Source organism: Acinetobacter sp. UBA5984, assembly GCF_002429925.1.
In the GTDB taxonomy this organism is placed as follows: Bacteria; Pseudomonadota; Gammaproteobacteria; order Pseudomonadales; family Moraxellaceae; genus Acinetobacter; species Acinetobacter variabilis.
Genome location: NZ_DJBE01000005.1, coordinates 125,510 through 143,573, shown reverse-complemented (window position 1 = coordinate 143,573; position 18,064 = coordinate 125,510). Strand labels below are relative to the sequence as shown.

At 45.0% G+C, this 18,064-nt stretch carries 13 protein-coding genes and 2 pseudogenes; 10 read left to right on the top strand and 5 right to left on the bottom strand.

Annotated features, from left to right (window positions below):
• Window positions 1-7 precede the first annotated feature (7 nt).
• Window positions 8-241 (bottom strand): annotated as a pseudogene (locus B3J29_RS01600) (DUF805 domain-containing protein); the annotation flags it as partial.
• Here B3J29_RS01600 and B3J29_RS01595 point away from each other — a divergent pair.
• Window positions 231-413, top strand: a pseudogene (locus tag B3J29_RS01595) (DUF4142 domain-containing protein); the annotation flags it as partial. The pseudogenes B3J29_RS01600 and B3J29_RS01595 sit on opposite strands and share 11 nt — an antisense overlap.
• Window positions 414-494: 81 nt before the next feature.
• Here B3J29_RS01595 and B3J29_RS01590 read toward each other — a convergent pair.
• The 3 genes from B3J29_RS01590 to B3J29_RS01580 all read right to left on the bottom strand — a co-directional run bounded on the left by B3J29_RS01590 (window position 495) and on the right by B3J29_RS01580 (window position 5,417).
• Window positions 495-1,778, bottom strand: a complete 1,284-nt coding sequence (locus B3J29_RS01590) for a ribonucleotide-diphosphate reductase subunit beta (RefSeq protein ID WP_004785102.1) — start codon at window positions 1,776-1,778, stop codon at window positions 495-497.
• 138 nt (window positions 1,779-1,916) lie between these two features.
• Complete coding sequence (locus B3J29_RS01585; protein WP_005237071.1) at window positions 1,917-2,048, bottom strand: hypothetical protein; 132 nt, start codon at window positions 2,046-2,048, stop codon at window positions 1,917-1,919.
• A 534-nt stretch (window positions 2,049-2,582) separates the two neighbouring features.
• A complete protein-coding gene (locus B3J29_RS01580) occupies window positions 2,583-5,417 on the bottom strand; it encodes a ribonucleoside-diphosphate reductase subunit alpha (RefSeq protein WP_159124296.1) in 2,835 nt (944 codons plus the stop codon).
• Between the two features lie 536 nt (window positions 5,418-5,953).
• On the opposite strand from B3J29_RS01580, the gene bfmR reads away from it, so the two are divergent.
• Both bfmR and bfmS read left to right on the top strand, forming a co-directional pair.
• Window positions 5,954-6,670, top strand: coding sequence for a response regulator transcription factor BfmR (gene bfmR, locus B3J29_RS01575; protein ID WP_004785097.1), 717 nt, complete (start codon window positions 5,954-5,956; stop codon window positions 6,668-6,670).
• 41 nt (window positions 6,671-6,711) lie between these two features.
• On the top strand, window positions 6,712-8,388 hold the full coding sequence (bfmS, locus tag B3J29_RS01570) for a sensor histidine kinase BfmS (protein ID WP_286964217.1): 1,677 nt from the start codon (window positions 6,712-6,714) through the stop codon (window positions 8,386-8,388).
• Window positions 8,389-8,448: 60 nt separating this feature from the next.
• Here bfmS and B3J29_RS01565 read toward each other — a convergent pair whose 3' ends face one another.
• On the bottom strand, window positions 8,449-8,805 hold the full coding sequence (locus B3J29_RS01565; protein WP_004785094.1) for a hypothetical protein: 357 nt from the start codon (window positions 8,803-8,805) through the stop codon (window positions 8,449-8,451).
• Between the two features lie 575 nt (window positions 8,806-9,380).
• Here B3J29_RS01565 and ndhC point away from each other — a divergent pair.
• The 7 genes from ndhC (at window position 9,381) to nuoH (ending at window position 18,047) form a co-directional block, all read left to right on the top strand.
• Window positions 9,381-9,926, top strand: a complete 546-nt coding sequence (ndhC, locus tag B3J29_RS01560; protein ID WP_004785092.1) for an NADH-quinone oxidoreductase subunit A — start codon at window positions 9,381-9,383, stop codon at window positions 9,924-9,926.
• 6 nt (window positions 9,927-9,932) lie between these two features.
• Window positions 9,933-10,613: a NuoB/complex I 20 kDa subunit family protein gene (locus tag B3J29_RS01555; protein WP_004785090.1), complete on the top strand. Its 681-nt coding sequence runs from the start codon at window positions 9,933-9,935 to the stop codon at window positions 10,611-10,613.
• A gap of 90 nt (window positions 10,614-10,703) precedes the next feature.
• Window positions 10,704-12,491: an NADH-quinone oxidoreductase subunit C/D gene (gene nuoC, locus B3J29_RS01550; protein ID WP_008307459.1), complete on the top strand. Its 1,788-nt coding sequence runs from the start codon at window positions 10,704-10,706 to the stop codon at window positions 12,489-12,491.
• A gap of 14 nt (window positions 12,492-12,505) precedes the next feature.
• Complete coding sequence (nuoE, locus tag B3J29_RS01545; protein WP_262737757.1) at window positions 12,506-13,015, top strand: NADH-quinone oxidoreductase subunit NuoE; 510 nt, start codon at window positions 12,506-12,508, stop codon at window positions 13,013-13,015.
• On the top strand, window positions 13,012-14,343 hold the full coding sequence (nuoF, locus tag B3J29_RS01540; protein ID WP_004785084.1) for an NADH-quinone oxidoreductase subunit NuoF: 1,332 nt from the start codon (window positions 13,012-13,014) through the stop codon (window positions 14,341-14,343). Before nuoE ends, nuoF begins: the two co-directional genes overlap by 4 nt.
• A gap of 11 nt (window positions 14,344-14,354) precedes the next feature.
• Window positions 14,355-17,033, top strand: a complete 2,679-nt coding sequence (nuoG, locus tag B3J29_RS01535) for an NADH-quinone oxidoreductase subunit NuoG (RefSeq protein ID WP_286964216.1) — start codon at window positions 14,355-14,357, stop codon at window positions 17,031-17,033.
• A gap of 3 nt (window positions 17,034-17,036) precedes the next feature.
• Window positions 17,037-18,047: an NADH-quinone oxidoreductase subunit NuoH gene (nuoH, locus tag B3J29_RS01530; protein WP_004785081.1), complete on the top strand. Its 1,011-nt coding sequence runs from the start codon at window positions 17,037-17,039 to the stop codon at window positions 18,045-18,047.
• Window positions 18,048-18,064 lie beyond the last annotated feature (17 nt).

Here is an 18,064-nt window from a genome sequence, read left to right as displayed (position 1 = left end):
TGTTCCATTACTTGGCAGGAGCGCCATATTCATTATTTTCTTTTTTGGTATCACTTGCCCACCAGATGATGAGTAAAATTATTCCTATCCCTGTAAGTACAAGCAATTGCCACCATCCAGAGCGTCCAATGTCATGCAAGCGACGTGCTCCTACAGCCAGACTTGGGAGTAAAAGAGCTAAATTTAGCAGGCCATTCACCAAAGGTTTAGTGCCTAAAACTGCATCAATGACTTCTGATAAAGACTATATGATGAGCCAAGTTGAAGTACATCGTAAAGCCCTGAACACTTTGGACACACAATTGATTCCAAATGCGAAAAATGCGGAATTAAAAAGCATGTTGACGCAAACCCGTACTGCGGTAGCGACACATCTGAAAAAAGCTGAACAAATTGTTGAAAAGATGAAATAAGTTAAGCATTCATCCAATAAAAAAACCGCCATTTTAGGCGGTTTTTTTGATCATAATACTTTATATATCATGTGATATTTCTTACCAGCTTAACGCACCACCAGTTTGGTAATCTGTTACGCGAGTTTCGAAGAAGTTCTTCTCTTTACGTAGATCCATCATTTCAGACATCCACTGGAATGGGTTGTTTACACCAGTAAACTGTTCAGGCAAGCCTAACTGGCTCAAGCGACGGTTACAGATAAATTTCAGGTATTCTTCCATCATACCGGCATTCATGCCCAATACACCGCGTGGCATCGTGTCACGTGCATATTCGATTTCAAGCATGGTGCCTTCAAGGATCATCTGAATCACTTCTTGCTGGAATTCAGCAGTCCACAGATGTGGGTTCTCGATCTTGATCTGGTTGATCATATCAATACCGAAGTTCAGGTGCATAGATTCGTCACGCAGGATGTACTGGAATTGCTCAGCAACACCATTCATCTTGTTACGACGGCCCATAGACAGAATTTGGGTGAAACCGCAGTAGAAGAAGATACCTTCAAGGACACAGTAGAACGCGATCAGGTTACGAAGCAGGATCTGGTCGTTTTCTGGCGTACCGGTTTTGAAAGTAGGATCACTTAGAGACTGGGTATATTTCAGGCCCCAAGCTGCTTTACGTGCTACTGATGGAACTTCACGGTACATGTTGAAGACTTCGCCTTCGTCCATACCTAAAGATTCGATACAGTACTGGTAAGCATGCGTATGGATCGCTTCTTCAAATGACTGACGCAGAATGTACTGACGGCATTCAGGGTTGGTGATGTGACGGTAAATCGCCAATACCAGGTTGTTTGCAACCAGTGAATCCGCAGTAGAGAAGAAGCCCAGTGAGCGCATCACGATGGTACGTTCATCTTCGGTCAAGCCATTTTCAGACTTCCACAACGCGATGTCGTGGTTCATGTTGATTTCTTGAGGCATCCAGTGGTTGGCACAACCATCCAGATATTTTTGCCAAGCCCATTCGTATTTGAATGGTACTAACTGGTTCAAGTCAGCACGGCAGTTGATCATACGTTTATCATCAACCTGTACACGCTGTGCACCCATCTCAAGTTCTTCAAGACCTGGCGCAACGTCCAGTTGGTCTAGGGAAGCAGATGCTCTTGCCAGTGAATCGGTTGAATTTGATCCTGCGCTTCGAGGGGCTGCAGCGGGTTGTGCAGCTGCCACATTCGACGATGTGTTGCTTGCATCAGATACCATCTGCGGATTAGCCGTTTTTTTCGGCTCGACGGGCGTAGGCTGCTGTTCAGGTGCAGCCGGTTTTTGCGAATCATCTTCGAAATCGTCCCAACTTAGGATAGACATATCAATTCTCTCTAGTTGCTTTATATCTTTTATTAGACATCCAGCAGTGCTGAGATGTCTTACTATACGCTCAATTTGTGTAAACAAAATTAAGTTTTGTCGATGAATGCTCTGAATTTGTTCAGAGATAAATCCCCACTACTTATTTTGTTTACGCTGTTGCTGGCGAACTTTAAACCAGAAATAAGCAATCGGTGCGTAAAAGGTAACGGCAAAGGAAAGGATCAATGCCACAAGTCCTAACATGTAATTGTGAGTCATATGAGGCATAGGTTTTCCTTTAATTTAAGTCGAGAGGCTTTTCAGCCTCCCATCTTTTTACCACAAGCTTAGTTGAGCTTGATTCGGATAACTCCGACAATGTGAGCGAACATACTCTAACCGATTAAATCGGATACGAGTGTAGTTGCACACACTGACAGGCTTATCCAACGAGCACGAAACTCTCATTAGCATCTCCTTTTTGTAAAAGACGCTTTCAGAGGAGTGACTCTTAACCTAAACTTTGCTAAAGTATTCATCGTTAAGTTTGCCGATTTAACATGATTACCTTTTGCATTATTCAGAGTAATTTTATTCCTCTGAAAGTTTGGGTTTTCAAACCAATGGTCTGTCAGTTTTGGCAGGCCATTTTTATTGCCTAAAATTTTTCTTTATATCCACACCTCTTTTGATTTTTCTCAGTTAGTTTGGAATCCCCCTAAATCCCCCTTTTGCAAAGGGGGACTTGCATCCCGCCATTTGCTTCGAGGAATCTCCCTCCTTTGAAAAAGGAGGGTCGGGGTGGATTAGAAACCCGTCAGATTACTGACAAGCTTCACAATCAGGATTGTCAATTGAACATGCTTGTGGCACTGGCGCTGCCTGAGTGAAACCTTCTTCCTCTACAGGTGCTTCAGGTTTTTTCTCTTCAACCACTGGCGCTGCAACTACAGGAGCCGCAACGGTTGCAGGTTTAACTGCGTTCAATGCACCAGTATTAATAGTTGATTTCTCGGCAGAAGTTGCACCCAATGCACGTAGGTAATAAGTCGTTTTCAGACCACGTAACCAAGCCATCTTGTAAGTGATGTCCAGTTTTTTACCGTTTGCACCCGCGATGTACAGATTCAGAGATTGCGCCTGATCGATCCATTTTTGACGACGGGAAGCAGCATCAACAATCCAGCGTGGCTCAACTTCAAACGCAGTCGCGAAGATCGCTTTCAACTCTTCAGGAATACGAGAAATCTTTTGTACTGAACCTTCGAAGTGTTTCAGGTCGTTGACCATCACCGCATCCCAAAGACCACGTTCTTTCAACGCACGTACCAGGTACGGGTTGATCACTGTGAATTCACCAGACAGGTTAGATTTCACATACAGGTTCTGGAATGTAGGCTCAATTGACTGAGATACACCACAGATGTTCGAAATGGTTGCAGTCGGGGCAATCGCCATCACGTTCGAGTTGCGCATACCGTCTTTTTGAACTTTGGCACGTAAAGTGTCCCAGTCCAGACGTTGTGTACGGTCAACTTCAAACATACGCTCTGGACGAGTTTTCGCAACCAGGTCAAGTGAGTCGATTGGTAAAATACCTTGATCCCACAGTGAACCTTTGAATGTTTCATACGTACCGCGTTCAACAGCAAGGTCACTTGAAGTTGAAATTGCGTAGTAAGAAATCACTTCCATTGATTCATCAGCAAACTCAACCGCAGCGTCAGAGCCGTAAGCCATACCCATTTCGTAAAGCGCATCCTGGAAGCCCATGATACCCATACCGACAGGGCGGTGTTTCAGGTTCGAGTTACGTGCTTGTGGAACCGCGTAATAGTTGATGTCGATCACGTTATCGAGCATACGTACTGCAGTTTTTACTGTACGAGCCAGTTTTTCACGATCTAGCTTGCCGCCTTGAACGTGTTGTACCAGGTTGATCGAACCTAAATTACATACTGCGATTTCTTCTTTGCTGGTGTTCAGGGTAATTTCTGTACACAGGTTAGAAGAGTGAACCACACCCACGTGTTGTTGTGGTGAACGTAGGTTACATACGTCTTTGAATGTGATCCAAGGGTGACCTGTTTCGAACAGCATAGACAGCATTTTGCGCCACAAATCTTTTGCACGGATTTTCTTGTGCAACATGTTTGTTTCTTTGGCAATGCTTTCGTAGTAAGCATAACGCTCAGCGAATTCTGCACCAGTCAGATCATGAAGATCAGGTGTTTCAGAAGGGGTGAACAGTGTCCATTCTGCATCTTCGAATACACGTTGCATGAACAAGTCAGGAACCCAGTTGGCAGTGTTCATGTCGTGAGTACGACGACGGTCATCACCAGTGTTCTTACGAAGCTCAAGGAATTCTTCGATATCCAGGTGCCAGGTTTCCAAGTATGCACATACTGCACCTTTACGTTTACCACCTTGGTTTACGGCAACAGCAGTATCATTGGCAACTTTAAGGAATGGCACCACACCTTGAGACTTACCATTTGTACCTTTAATGTAAGAGTTCAGGGCACGAACTGGAGTCCAGTCATTACCTAAACCGCCTGCCCATTTAGACAGCATTGCGTTATCACGCATTGCGCCATAGATGTCAAACAGGTCATCATCAATCGTAGTCAAGTAGCAGCTAGACAACTGTGGACGTAACGTACCTGAGTTGAACAGGGTAGGTGTAGACGCCATGTAGTCGAAGCTAGACAATAAGTTATAGAATTCAATTGCACGGTCTTCACGGTTATCTTCGTTCAGGGCAAGACCCATAGACACACGCATGAAGAACAATTGTGGCAATTCGAAACGCACGCCATCTGAGTGGATGAAGTAACGGTCAAATAGGGTTTGCAGACCTAGGTAAGTGAACTGGTTTGAACGTTCTGGTTGAATCGCTGCAGCCAGTTTAGCCAGGTCAAAGTTTAACAATTCAGGTGAAAGAAGCTCTAACTCAATCCCTTTTTTCAGGAAGGTTTCAAGCGCATCACCTTCATTGGTATCAGTGGATAGACCCAAGAACTCTAAACCGGTAGCCACCAAGTCATCACGCAACAGACGTGCAGTCACATAAGTATAGTTAGGTTCTTGCTCAATACGAGTACGAGTCGCCATCATCATTGTTGTAGAGATGTCAGACTCTTTTACGCCGTTATAAAGGTTTTTTACGGTCTCATCGACAATCGCCTGTACGTCGATCCCTTCAAGGCCTTCAGCAGCGCGAGTTACAGTCGCAGTCAATTCACTTAAGTCAAGCGGTTTTAACTTGCCTTCTGCATCAGTCACTTGCAGTGTAGGGTGATGGTTGGCACCTAACTGTTTGCGTGCTTCAGAACGTTGTTCACGGTAGATGACATAGGCACGTGCAACTTTCTGTTCGCCAGTACGCATCAGCGCAAGTTCAACCTGATCCTGAATTTCTTCGATATGGATCGTGCCACCCGATGGTAAACGGCGTTTGAATGTATTCAGAACCATTTCCGTTAATTGTTCGATACGGTCGTGTATACGGCTCGAATCTGCACTTTGCTGGCCTTCTACTGCCAAAAATGCTTTTCCAATTGCAACAGAAATTTTTTCTGCATCAAAAGCGGCAACATCACCGGTGCGTTTAATCACCTGAAGTTGACCCGGAGTGGACGTGATTACGCTCATGTTAGCATAGCTCCATTGTCATCTATTTTTATGTTTATGGACCGTTTGAACTGGGCAAAAATCGTGCCACAGTGTTCGAGGAATAAACACAAGACCTAGTGGTTATAAAATCAATTGAACACAAGATACGGGAAAATTTAGGGTAGATCAATATTGACATTTTGCTAAATATTTTTCTCAATTTTTATTGATTCTTGCATAAGCCTTATCCGGCAAGGCATAGCATATCAAAGCTGGCAAAAAGTGCTTATAGATAACATTGTGGATAACTAAAAAGGCCTGAATCAACCAGTCACATTTTGTTCAGATTTAGCTGTGATCGATGCAAATAAGCCGATAAACGGTAGTTAAATGCACATTCGAATGAAATGTGCACGATAAAATATTACAAAATGCTACTTTGATGTATTGGTTTGGTGAACGCTATCTTGTTTACAATGTAAACGTGTGTATATTGCAAGCATATTAAAAACGTATCTATTGGATTTCAAAAGGATACGTCCGTAGCATACGTCCATCAAATAAAGGGGCAACACATGAGCCAAGAAGAAAAGTTACCTAAAATTCTAATTGTTGAAGATGATGAGCGTCTTGCTCGTTTAACACAAGAATACCTCATTCGTAATGGTCTTGAGGTTGGGGTAGAGCCGGATGGCAACCGTGCTATTCGTCGTATTATTGCTGAGCAACCAGACATGGTGGTTCTAGATGTCATGTTGCCAGGTGCTGATGGTTTGACTATCTGTCGTGAAGTTCGTCCACATTATCATCAACCGATTTTAATGCTGACTGCACGTACTGAAGATATGGATCAGGTCTTAGGTCTGGAAATGGGTGCAGACGACTATGTCGCTAAACCGGTTCAGCCGCGTGTCCTGCTGGCTCGTATTCGTGCTTTATTACGCCGTACCGACAAAGTGCCTGAGGATGAAGTGGCTCAGCGCATCGAATTTGATGACCTGGTCATCGACAATGGTGGTCGTTCAGTGACCTTAAATGGTGAGCTGGTTGACTTTACCAGTGCAGAATATGACCTGTTGTGGCTGCTGGCTTCAAATGCGGGTCGCATCTTGTCACGTGAAGATATCTTTGAGCGTTTACGCGGCATCGAATATGACGGCCAAGACCGTTCAATTGATGTGCGTATCTCACGCATTCGTCCAAAGATTGGTGACGATCCTGAAAATCCAAAACGTATTAAAACAGTACGTAGTAAAGGTTATCTATTCGTCAAAGAAACTAACGGTATCTAATCGGTGCCTTTAGCCGCCTGAATAAACAGGATAATTAATAGGTGTTTAAACACAGTATATTTTTGCGGATATACGCAGGCCTGGTCATGCTTGTGGTCTTGGTGGCAGTATTCAGCTATCTGCTGGTACAGATCATCAACTACCAGCGTGCGCAGGAGTATCGTGAATCCCTGACTGATGGTATGGCATATATCATCAGTGAGGGGGTTGCGAGACAGCCTAATCTGCAGCAAAAGATGGATTGGGTTTCAGATGCGTCTGATCTGCTGGAATTACCGATCTACTATGTCGAAGCTAGTAAAGTGGATATTACCCGGGCGGAAGGTCGACGTCTGGCTAACCGTAAGGCAGTCGTGCGTTGGGATGCCAAAACCGGGGTAGCTTATATTGTCATCGGGCTACGTGATGATCCAAGTCATTATCTTTATATTAAGGCGGATAATATTACTGAACGTCAGATGAAGGCTTTACCGGTCTTTATTCTGGATTATCTGGTGTACTACCCAGGTCAGGAAAAAGAATACCTGAAGCGAATTCAGGACTATTTCTCTTATCCAATCTCGATCGAAAATGTCCAGAGCCTGCCACTAGATTCCGAGCAGATTGGACGTTTGCGTCTAGATCACAGCATTATTCTATATCGTGATAGTGCCTCAATTCGGGGTACTACAATTTCGATCATTTCTCCTATTCCTAGCTCGACGTCTGAAGTGCTGGTAATGGGGCCAGTGCCATTATTTAACTGGATGCCATTCCAGTTAGCTGCCGGGATTACCTTGCTCAGTCTGTTTGTTTTGAGTCTGGGGATTTATGGTCTGCTGGTGCCAATGCAGCGTAAACTGCGTGAAGTGAGCTATGCCCTGAACAAGATGAAAACTGGCAATATGTCATTACGTCTTCCGGTAGAGGGTAGTGATGAGATGGCGACGCTGGCTTCCAGCTATAACAATATGTCGGATCATATTCAGCGTCTGATTGAAGCGCAGCGTGAATTGATGCGTGCCGTATCGCATGAGCTGCGTACACCTGTTGCTCGTATTCGTTTTGCTGTGGAAATGATGGCAGATGAAGACGACTATGATTATCGCTTGCAGCAGGTTGAGCAGATCGATAAAGATATTGAAGCCTTAAATACCTTGATCGATGAAATCATGACCTATGCCAAACTGGAACAGGGCATGCCTTCAATTGAATTTGAAGATATTGATCTGTTTGAAGTGTTGGATCAGGTGGCAGTCGAAACAGATGCTTTAAAAACTGGCAAAGAAGTCGAAGTACTGCCGATGCCAGTACCTGTGACCGTAGAAGCTGAACGACGTTACCTGCATCGTGTGGTACAAAATCTGGTGGGGAATGCAGTACGCTACTGTGAGCAAAAAATCCTGATCAGCGGCGGACTAGACGCTAAGGGCATGGCGTATATCTGTGTAGAAGATGATGGTCCGGGGATTCCGGAAACTGACCGTGCTCGTATCTTTGAAGCTTTTGCCCGACTGGATGATAGTCGTACCCGTGCTTCAGGGGGGTATGGTTTGGGCTTGTCTATTGTCAGCCGGATTGCCTACTGGTTTGGTGGAGAGATTCAGGTCGATCAAAGTCCGACACTGGGTGGTGCACGCTTTATCATGATTTGGCCAGCCAGCCGTTACGGTAAAAAAATCAAGCAAAAACCGATCGAAAAACTGGAAAAAGCTGAAGTGTCAGATCAATCAGAATAAGAGTTTAGGTGAGAAAAAACGATACATAGGTATCGTTTTTTTATGGCTATTTAAAGGGGATTATTCATGGATGGTAGCATCCGGTTCAATCAGTGGCTTGCCTTCTTTCAGGCTGTTTAAGGCATCAGAATTGAAGTTGATCAGTAGCTTGTTATTTTTAACATCTACCTGATAGCTTTGGATTAGCTTTTGGTCACCAGATAAGGTTTCAAGCTTGTACTCATCGGCAATATTCATAATACCGTCTAGGTTAATGCTGGAAGAGGCATAGTCTGTCTGGAAAAGTTTATGAATATCCCCTAAGTCAAAGATTGCATTGCTGGCATCCTGATGTTTTTGGATATAGCTTTCTACATGTCGCATCAATAATTGAGCAAAGAAAAAATAATCAGGTTTATGGGTAAATCGTAGAGACATGCATGGACTCCTTATTGTTACTTTATAAATGTCATAGTGTGTTTAAAAATAGAAATATCATAATCTGAATCAAACTGTTGGACGTGTTGCAAAAATACACAATTGCTCTTTTAAGGCTTACCGAGAGCGGGTAGAAAAGGGGGGCTTCTAATTGAATGACAACATTCATGTTAAACATCTTTTAAAACACACTTATTTTTCCGGAGCATGATGCAAAGGTGAAATGTTTTTAATTGATTCTTTATAAGTTTCGTTTCATTGGGTGGGTAGCCAGCCACTGTAAAAGGACTGAGGCTTAATTAAGCAGAGCTTTAAAAGCCTATCTGGTTTTAGAAAAAAAATAATGGAAATTTAAACTTTAATTTAAAAAAACGATCGGTTGAGATTCTCTGAGCTTAAAGCCAGAATAAAATTAGGAATGTCTAAAAAATCATCCAAAAGACTAAGGCTTATAAACTAGCAAGTGAAATCCAAAATCAGGTACAATTGGCGGGATTAATTTTGTGTTTGGTGTATTTGAAGGCCAATACATACATTCTTTGTTAATAAATCGGCCTGCCAGGAGTTATCCCCGCATGAGTGCCATTACTCCATACGAATGGGCAATTATTGCCTTCGTGATCGGCGTTACATTTTTATGCGTCTTTATGCTCACTGTCCCATTACTCCTCGGGGGTAAATCATGGGGCCGTGCCAAGCAGGAGCAGTTTGAGTCAGGCGTAGTCAGCGCAGGTGGAGCTCGTATCCGCTTGTCTGCGAAATTCTATTTAGTTGCAATTTTCTTTGTAGTCTTCGACCTCGAAGCACTTTACCTGTATGCATGGGCATCTTCTGTTCGTGAAGTAGGTTGGATTGGTTTTGCAACTGCAGCTATCTTTATTTTGGTTTTACTTGTTGGTTTGGTTTACGAATTATCGACAGGCGCACTGAACTGGGCACCTTCAGACAGACGTAAAGCAGCAGGATACAAAGCTAAAATTGGTTCGCCAAATATGGATCTTGCAGAAATTACGCGCTTCAACTCTGTTGAAGAATTGGTTATGGATCCAACTGGTCAAATCCCAGCTCAATCATCTGGTCTTGTGAAAAAATCACAAGTTCAACCCTCTGATAAGGAGTAACTCGGGATGAAATATACATTAACCCGTGCGAATCCGAATGCTGATGAATATCCACTTCAAGAGCGTATCGTTGTAGAAGATCCGCTTCTAGAAGAAGAAGTGAATAAAAATGTGTTCATGACTCGCCTAGAGGATGTAATGCACACAGCAGTGAACTGGGGTCGTAAGAACTCAGTTTGGCCATTTAACTTTGGTACATCTTGCTGCTACGTTGAATATGCAACGACTTTGACCGGTGTGCATGACTTGTCACGTTTTGGTGCCGAAGTTATCCGTGCTTCACCGCGTCAGGCAGACTTGATGATCGTAGCAGGTACATGCTTCGTAAAAATGGCTCCGGTAATTCAACGTCTGTATGAACAGATGCTTGAACCGAAATGGGTTATTTCAATGGGTGCGTGTGCGAACTCAGGTGGTATGTACGATATTTATTCAGTCGTACAAGGTGTGGATAAGATTATTCCGGTAGATGTATACGTTCCGGGTTGCCCACCACGTCCTGAAGCATTGATCCAGGCATTAATGCTGTTACAAGACCAAATTCAATTAGAGCGTCGTCCGCTGTCTGCGGTAATCGGTGATGATCTTAAGCCAGTGTATAAGCCAAAGATGATGCCGGAACGTGACCGTAAGAAAGACCAGCGTGTGGCTGTGAAGAACTTACGCTCTATGGATGAAATTAAATAATTTAAACGACCGGTTTTTTGTTGTGCACCCGCTATGGGTGTAGTTGTCGTTTAGGTTGACTGAATTTGTATTAAATAGGAAGCCAAGCCAATGGCTGAAACTGACATTGCTATGCCAGAATCAACAGCAGTTGATTCACGCCCAGCATTTGCCATCATTGAAGAGCTCAAAACCAAGTTTGGTGAGAACTTCTTTGTGCAAACGACTTTCGAGGATTTCCCGACAGTTTGGGTTGAGCGCGCACGTGTACAAGAAGTACTGATGTTCTTGCGTACCGTGCCACGTCCATACGTGATGCTATTCGACTTGTCTGCAGTAGATGAGCGTTTACGTACGCACCGTGACGGTTTGCCTGCGTCAGAATTCACAGTGTTCTATCATTTATTATCTTTAGAGCGTAACTGTGACATTCGTATTAAAGTTGCATTAAGCGACAGCGATCTGAATATTCCGACCGCAACGAATATCTGGCCAAATGCGAACTGGTATGAGCGTGAAGCTTATGACATGTTCGGCATCAATTTCGAAGGGCATCCAATGCTCCGTCGTATCTTGTTGCCAACCTACTGGGAAGGTCACCCGCTACGTAAAGAATATTCTGCACGTGCAACGGAATATACACCGTATATGCAGAACCAAGCCAAACAAGACTTCGAGCAAGAACACCTTCGCTTTGTGCCTGAAGATTGGGGCTTAAAGCGTGGTAATAAAGACGAAGACTTCATGTTCCTGAACTTGGGTCCTAACCACCCATCTGCGCACGGTGCGTTCCGTGTAATTTTGCAGTTGGATGGTGAAGAAGTGAAAGACTGTGTGCCAGATATTGGTTATCACCACCGTGGTGTGGAAAAGATGGCTGAACGTCAAACTTGGCATTCATTCATTCCTTATACTGACCGTGTGGACTACTTAGGTGGTTGTGCTCAAAACATGCCGTATGTGATGGGTGTGGAACAACTGGCAGGTATTACTGTGCCAGACCGTGCACAATGTATTCGTGTCATGATGTCGGAACTGTTCCGTATCAATAACCACTTGCTGTACATCGGTACTGCGATTCAGGATGCCGGCGGTATGACCCCAGTATTCTATATGTTCGCTGACCGTCAGAAAGTGTATGACATCGTGGAAGCGATTACTGGTTACCGTATGCATCCAGCATGGTTCCGTATCGGTGGTACTGCACATGATTTGCCAAATGGTTGGGAAAAACTGGTTCGAGACTTGCTCGACTGGATGCCTAAACGTTTGAACGAATACTATACTGCAGCACTGAAAAACTCTGTATTCATGGGTCGTACCCGTAATGTGGCTCAGTACGATGCGAAATCTGCATTGGCATGGGGTGTAACAGGTACTGGTCTGCGTGCGACAGGTATCGACTTTGATGTTCGTAAATACCGTCCATACAGTGGTTATGAAAACTATGACTTCGAAGTGCCAGTTGAGTACGAAGGCGATGCATATGCTCGTGTGATTGTTCACTTCCGTGAAATCGAACAGTCACTGAAAATCATTAAGCAGTGTCTAGAGAATATGCCATCTGGTGCGTACAAAGCGGACCATCCACTGGCTGTTCCACCACCAAAAGACAAAACATTACAAGATATTGAAACCTTGATTACGCACTTCTTGAGCGTTTCTTGGGGTCCTGTAATGCCTGCAGGTGAATCATCTGTGATGGCAGAGGTGGTAAAAGGGGCGTCGACTTATTATCTGACTTCAGACAAGTCAACCATGAGTTACCGTACCCGTATTCGTACACCAACTTTCACGCATTTACAGCAAATGCCTTCTGTGATTAACGGCAGTCTTGTATCTGACTTAATCATTTATTTAGCGACAATCGACGTCGTAATGGCTGACGTAGATCGCTAAGGGGTAAACGCATTATGATGATTTTGACTGATAAAAAGCCACGTGTGAATGTTGAAGGGATTTTAACTTCGGAAGAAATCCATGAAATTGAACATCACATTGGGCATTACCCATACCCACGTGCAGCGTGTCTTGATGCGCTGAAGTGTGTACAACGCCGTAATGGCTGGGTAGACGATGCTCAAATGAATGCCATCGCGCAAATGCTCAGCATGAGCGTTGCCGATTTGGAAGGGGTTGCAACGTTCTATAACCGTATCTACCGTCAGCCAGTGGGTCGTCACGTAATTTTACTGTGTGACTCTATTGCGTGTTTCTTGATGGGTGCGGAGACTTTAGCAGAAGCATTCCAGCGTGAATTGGGTATCCAGTTCGGCCAAACCACAGCGGATGGCCGTTTTACCTTGCTTCCAATTTGCTGCCTAGGTAACTGTGACAAAGGTCCAACCCTCATGATTGATGAAGACACTCACGGTCTCGTGGAAGTGACATCAATTAAACAGTTATTGGAGAAGTATGTATGAATACCGAACCAAAACCAATTTATGGCGACGGTAACCCAGAAACGCATCCACTGACTTGGCGTCTAAGCAAGCAAGCGAATGTCCGTCACGTTGATGACTACGAAGCGCTTGAAGGCTATGCAGGCTTTAAAAAAGCTCTGTCTATGACACCGAAAGAAGTGCTGGAAGTCGTAAAAGCTGCAACCGTAAAAGGTCGTGGTGGTGCAGGCTTCCCGGCAGGGATCAAATGGTCGCTGATGGCGCCAAATGACAATTCAGGTCCACGTTACCTGATTTGTAATGCCGATGAGATGGAACCAGGTACCTTCAAAGACCGTCTGTTGATGGAAGATCTTCCGCATCAGCTGATCGAAGGGATGCTGATTGCAGCTTATACCCTTGAAGCAACTCAAGGTTATATCTTCATCCGTGGTGAATACATCGAAGCAGCGAAGTACCTGAACGAAGCACTTGAGCAGGTTCGTGCCAAAGGTTACCTGGGTGACAACATCCTGGATTCTGGCTGGAGCTTCGAGTTACACGTGCATACCGGTGCAGGTCGTTATATCTGTGGTGAAGAAACTGCATTGATTAACTCGCTTGAAGGTCGCCGTGCAAACCCGCGTACCAAACCGCCATTTCCGCAAGTTGCAGGCGCTTGGGGCCGTCCTACGATCGTGAACAACGTAGAGACCTACAACAACTTGCCAGCCATCATGTTGCGTGGTCCAGAATGGTACATCGGTCTGTCTGCAGGCAAATCGAAAGATCCTGGCACAAAAATTTATGGTGCTTCAGGTAAGGTGAAATTCCCAGGCCTTTGGGAACTGCCATTCGGTACCACTGCACGTGAAGTAATTGAAGAACATGCCGGTGGTATGCGTGACGGCTTGAAGCTGAAAGCATGGTTACCCGGTGGTGCATCAACTGACTTCCTGGCTGCTGAGCATATCGATCTTCCGATGGATGCGGAAAGCATCATGAAAGCAGGTTCACGTTTAGGTACCTGTCTATTGATGGTAGTTGATGAAACCCAATGTATGGTTTCAGCGACTCGTAACCTCGAAGAATTCTTTGCGCGTGAATCATGTGGCTGGTGTACACCTTGCCGGGATGGCTTACCTTGGGCGGTGAAAGCGCTTAAAGCACTTGAAGATGGTACTGGCAAGAAAGAAGATATCGATCACTTACAAGAACTGACTCGTAAGCTTTGGATTGGTAAAACTTTCTGTGCTCACGCACCAGGTGCTATGGAACCGTTAATGGGCGCACTCAAACATTTCCGTGGCGAATTTGAAGCGAAAGTCGTAAATGCTGCCGCTCAAACCCGCAACGTAGAACAAGCTTAAGGAATTCGACTATGGCTACAATTCATGTCGATGGAAAATCGTATGAAGTCAACGGCTCGGAAAACTTGCTGCAAGCATGTTTGAGTCTTGGTATCGACATCCCATACTTTTGTTGGCATCCATCCTTAGGTTCTGTCGGTTCTTGCCGTCAATGTGCTGTGACTCAATACGCGAATCCAGAAGATACGCGTGGTCGTTTGGTCATGTCATGTATGACACCGGCTGCTGACAATACCTACATCTCGATTGAAGACAAAGAAGCGAAAGATTTCCGTGCTTCTGTTGTTGAATTCTTGATGACTAACCACCCGCACGACTGTCCAGTATGTGAAGAGGGTGGTCACTGTCACCTGCAAGATATGACAGTAATGACTCAACACGATCGTCGTCGTTACCGTTTCACCAAACGTACGCATTACAACCAAGAACTTGGTTCGTTCATTGCGCACGAGATGAACCGTTGTATCGCATGTTACCGTTGTGTTCGTTACTACAAAGACTATGCGGGCGGTACGGATTTCGGTGTATATGCGAACGCTTCTCGCGTTTATTTCGGTCGTCCTGAATCAGGTACTTTGGAATCTGAATTCTCAGGTAACCTAACTGAAGTGTGTCCGACTGGTGTATTCACCGATAAGACTCACTCGGAACGCTATAACCGTAAATGGGACATGCAGTACGCACCAAGCGTATGTCATGGCTGTTCTTCAGGTTGTAACATCTCTCCAGGTGAGCGTTATGGCGAGCTTCGCCGTGTTGAAAACCGTTTCAATGGTGAAGTTAACCAATACTTCCTGTGCGATAAAGGCCGTTTCGGTACCGGTTATGTAAACCGTAAAGACCGTCCACGTCAGCCACAGTTCCGTACTGGCACGAATGTAGAAACAGTTTCTGTTGATACAGCATTGGATACTGTGATTGCGAAAATCCAGGGCAAAAAAGTTCTGGGGATCGGTTCACCACGTGCATCACTTGAAGCTAACTTCGCGCTACGTGAATTAGTTGGTCAAGACAACTATTCAACCGGTATGGCTCAAAAAGAGCAAAATCTGGTTGAACTGGCTGCATCGATCATGCAAACCGAGGGTGTTTATAACCCGAACATGCGTGAAATCGAAAGCTATGATGCGGTACTGATTCTGGGTGAAGACCTGACTCAAACTGCGCCACGTATGGCTTTATCTGTTCGCCAAGCTGCGAAAAATAAAGGCAAGGAAATGGCTGCAGAGCGCCGTACCCAAGAATGGCTGGCTGAACCTGTACAACGTATTGCCCAAGATGCGAAATCTCCGATTTACATTCTGGCTGCAACACAAACACGTTTGTCTGACGTTGCAGAAGGTGAAGTAGTTGCTTCTCCAAACGATATCGCACGTTTAGGCTTCGCGATTGCTGCGGGCGTGAAAGGTGAAATCATCACTGGTCTTGATGACGATGCGAAGGCATTTGCACAAACCATTGCAGATACGCTAAAAGCTGCGAAGAAGCCACTGATCATCTCTGGCACAAGTCTACAAGACGCAACCATCATGGAAGCTGCTGCACAAGTAGCACAAAACCTAGGTAATGCGGGCTTGACCTTGACTGTTCCTGAAGTGAACTCAATGGGGCTGGCAATCTTCGGTGGTCAAAGCCTTGAACAAGCATTTGCACAAGACTATGACACTGTCCTAATTGTAGAAAACGATCTATACCGTCGTTTACCAGTAGCTCAGGTTGATGCTGCGCTTGCAGGCAAACAGGTGATCGTATTGGATCACTCTGAAACTGCGACTGTGAAGAAAGCCAATATTGTATTGTCTGCTGCTTCATTTGCTGAAGGTGATGGTACTGTCGTTTCTCAAGAAGGCCGTGCACAACGTTTCTATCAAGTGTATGACCCTAACTACTACAACCCGGAACTGGCAATCAAAGAATCTTGGCGCTGGTTACACGCACTGGAAACAGGCGTACAAGGCAAAGCGATTTCTTGGACTGTACTGGATGATGTGATCGAGTCAGTAGCAAGCAACGTTCCTGCACTTGAAGGTATTCTGGATGTAGCACCAGATGCAGGCTTCCGTGTCCATGGTCTGAAAGTGGCACGTGAACCACGTCGTTATTCAGGTCGTACTTCGATGCGTGCGCCATTGTCTGTACATGAGCCGAAACAACCTACTGATAAAGACAGTGCATTAACATTCTCTATGGAAGGTTATGTCGGTGATGAAACTCCATCTTCACTGGTACCATTTGCTTGGGCTGCAGGCTGGAACTCACCACAAGCCTGGAACAAATACCAGGATGAAGTGGGCGGTCACTTAAAAGGCGGTGATTCAGGCGTTCGTTTATTCGACCGTTTACCAAAACGTCCAGCGCGTAGCTTCGTTGCACCAGCACCTGTGCTTGTAAATGCTGAAAGCTTCCGTCTGGTGCCAATGCATCACATCTTTGCATCTGGCGAGTTCACCATTAAAACTCCGGCAATGGAATCACGTATTCCTGATGCAGTATTTGCAGTGGGCGAACAGGATGCTACACGCTTGAACCTGCAAGACGGTCAGAAGATCACTGTGAAAGCAGGCGAGACTTCAATCGTTCTTCCTGTACAAGTGATTGAATACTTACCAACAGGTTATATTGGCTACCCAATTGGTCTTGCACCAACGGTATCTCTTGCAGAGCCTGTTTCAGTCGCAGTAGGAGCGTAATTCATGGAACAAGAATTAATCCGTCAAACGCCGCTGTGGGCTGAAAACTGGCCAATCGCCTATTCAGTACTTCAAGCGATCGTGATCTTACTGGTTGTAGTACTGATCGCTGCGTTGATGTCTTTTATTGAACGTCGTTTACTCGGCTTATGGCAAGACCGTTATGGTCCGAACCGTGTAGGTCCGGGCGGTATGTTCCAGATTGTTGCCGACATGCTGAAAATCATGTTCAAGGAAGACTGGACACCAAAATTTGCCGATAAATTGACTTTCCGTATGGCTCCAGCAGTTGCGATGGCAACTGCGGTACTGTCGTTCATGGTTATTCCTGTATCACCTTATCTAGGTGTTGCAGACATGAGTATCGGTCTGTTGTTCTTCATGGCAATGGCAGGTATTGCGGTATATGCAGTACTGTTTGGTGGTTGGTCTTCTAACAACAAATACGCATTGCTTGGTGGTCTACGTTCAGCAGCGCAAACCATTTCTTATGAAGTGTTCCTGGGTATTTCACTGATGGGTGTAGTGGCAATTGCCGGTTCATTCAACATGCGTGAAATCGTAGAAGCACAGAAAGATGTTTGGTTTATTATTCCTCAGTTCTTAGGCTTCCTGATCTTCGTAGTTGCAGGTGTTGCGGTAACTCACCGTCACCCATTTGACCAACCCGAAGCGGAACAGGAACTGGCGGAAGGTTACCACGTAGAATATGGTGGTATGAAATGGGGTATGTTCTTCGTTGCGGAATACGTGAACGTAGTACTGATCTCTGCATTGATCGTAACCCTGTTCTTCGGTGGCTGGTTAGCACCATTTGGTCTTGATTTCCTTCCACCAGCATTCTGGTTCATTATTAAAACAGCATTCTTCGTAATGATGTTTGTATTGGCCCGTGGTTCTTTAATGCGTCCACGTTATGACCAGGTGATGAACTTTGGTTGGAAAATTTGCTTGCCATTGGCGTTGGTTAACCTTTTGGTGACTGGTGCTGTGATTCTGTTGAATCAGGCCTAAGACAGCAGGGAGAACAA